The sequence below is a fragment of the Maribacter sp. 4U21 genome (assembly GCF_002742365.1).
In the GTDB taxonomy this organism is placed as follows: domain Bacteria; phylum Bacteroidota; class Bacteroidia; order Flavobacteriales; family Flavobacteriaceae; genus Maribacter.
Map to the genome: position 1 here is coordinate 1 of NZ_MDGN01000077.1, position 1,593 is coordinate 1,593.

At 46.6% G+C, this 1,593-nt stretch carries 1 pseudogene; it reads left to right on the forward strand.

Features of this window, described 5'->3' with window-relative positions:
- Positions 1 to 1,593, forward strand: a pseudogene (locus BFP77_RS17070) (T9SS type B sorting domain-containing protein); the annotation flags it as partial.

Sequence of the window (1,593 nt, forward strand, 5' to 3'; positions counted from 1 at the left end):
ATGTTGTGGATATCAGCTCTTGCGCGGACGGTCGTATTACCGTGAACGCAACGGGAGGAGACGGCAACTTTGTATATGCGTTCATGCCTACAGGAAACGTTCCTGTCCCTGCGGACTTCGGTGCTTCCAATACGTTTGCCGTTACTACGGGTAACGATGGGGATTACGATGTTTATGTGTGGGACAATAACGGAACAGACCCACATTGTGAATTTACAACCACGGAAACGGTAGCACCGGCGGTTACCTTAGCGTATACGGCCACCCCTACTGCTCCTGAATGTCATGACGGAACGGGCTCCATTGCAGTGAACATTACTGCGGGCGATAGTCCTTATACCATTGAAATTATCGATTTGGACAACGGTGGGGCATCCGACCAGACGAACACGAACGTGGTTGCCACTACCCAGAACTATTTTAACCTTGGCACGGGGAACTATACAATTATCGTTACCGATGCAAACGGTTGTGACAGAACAGAAACACCGGTGACCATTACCAATCCCGATGAGCTTACAGCGGACATTATAGGTATTGCACCGGTAAATTGCGACCCTGACCCAAACATGTACGGTTTTGAATTCGACAATTATCCATTGACCTTAGGCACATTAGAATTTAGTGCCGACGGTGGTTCAAACTGGCAATCTGGCGATACGTTCGTCGGAGCTGCATATACATCAGGGACAGAAGTAGAACCATCCATTAGAGTTGTAGGTACTAACTGCCAGACCGACTTACCTAGGTATACCATCCCTTATCCTTTGGATGACCTCGATATTAGCATCTCTGCTATCATTGTGGATTGTAACGATCTTCAGGTTACGGTTCAAGGTACCGAGGGACTAGCACCTTACGAATACACCTATTCGGAAAACCCTGTTAATTTTAATCCTGCATCTGCAACGTGGCAACCAGGGGGAACAGTCGATTCTGGTGGTAACACCGTGCCAGCAGGAGAAGGAAGCTTCGTGTTTACCGGACTTGTGCCTGGAAGAACCTATGTGTTTTATGTGCGTGATTCTAGTCCGTGTGTGAGGCAGAGTTCACAAAACGTAAATACGCTTGCACCACCACCCGTACAGATATCAGCAGATGTAACACCCACTTGTGACGGAGTTACAAACGGACAAGTTACGTATACGGTTACAGAAACAACACTTGGAGAACTTGGCGGTTCTTTTGATTGGGATTTTTATCGCTTGGACGATACACTACCAATTGGAGCACCTACACTTATAACCTCCGGCACAGAAGGAACCTTTGTTTCAGGGGATTCTTTTACGGTACCGACTCCAGCAAATTTAGGTACGGGGGACTACTTCGTAGAAATAAGAGGAGCCGCACCGAACAATTGTGTCATAGGAAGTGAGAACGTAGAAGTAGAACAACTAGACCCTATAACATTCACCCCTAACGTACTTTCACATATAACCTGTGCCAACCCGGGATTAGTGGACATCCGGAATCCGCAAGGTGGTGGAGGAACATATACGTATACCCTAAGTAGCACTAATTTTATTTCAGATATCGTTACAACCGATAATCCAGTAGAAGTGCCTATTGCTAATTTAGTCGATGTAACGGCAA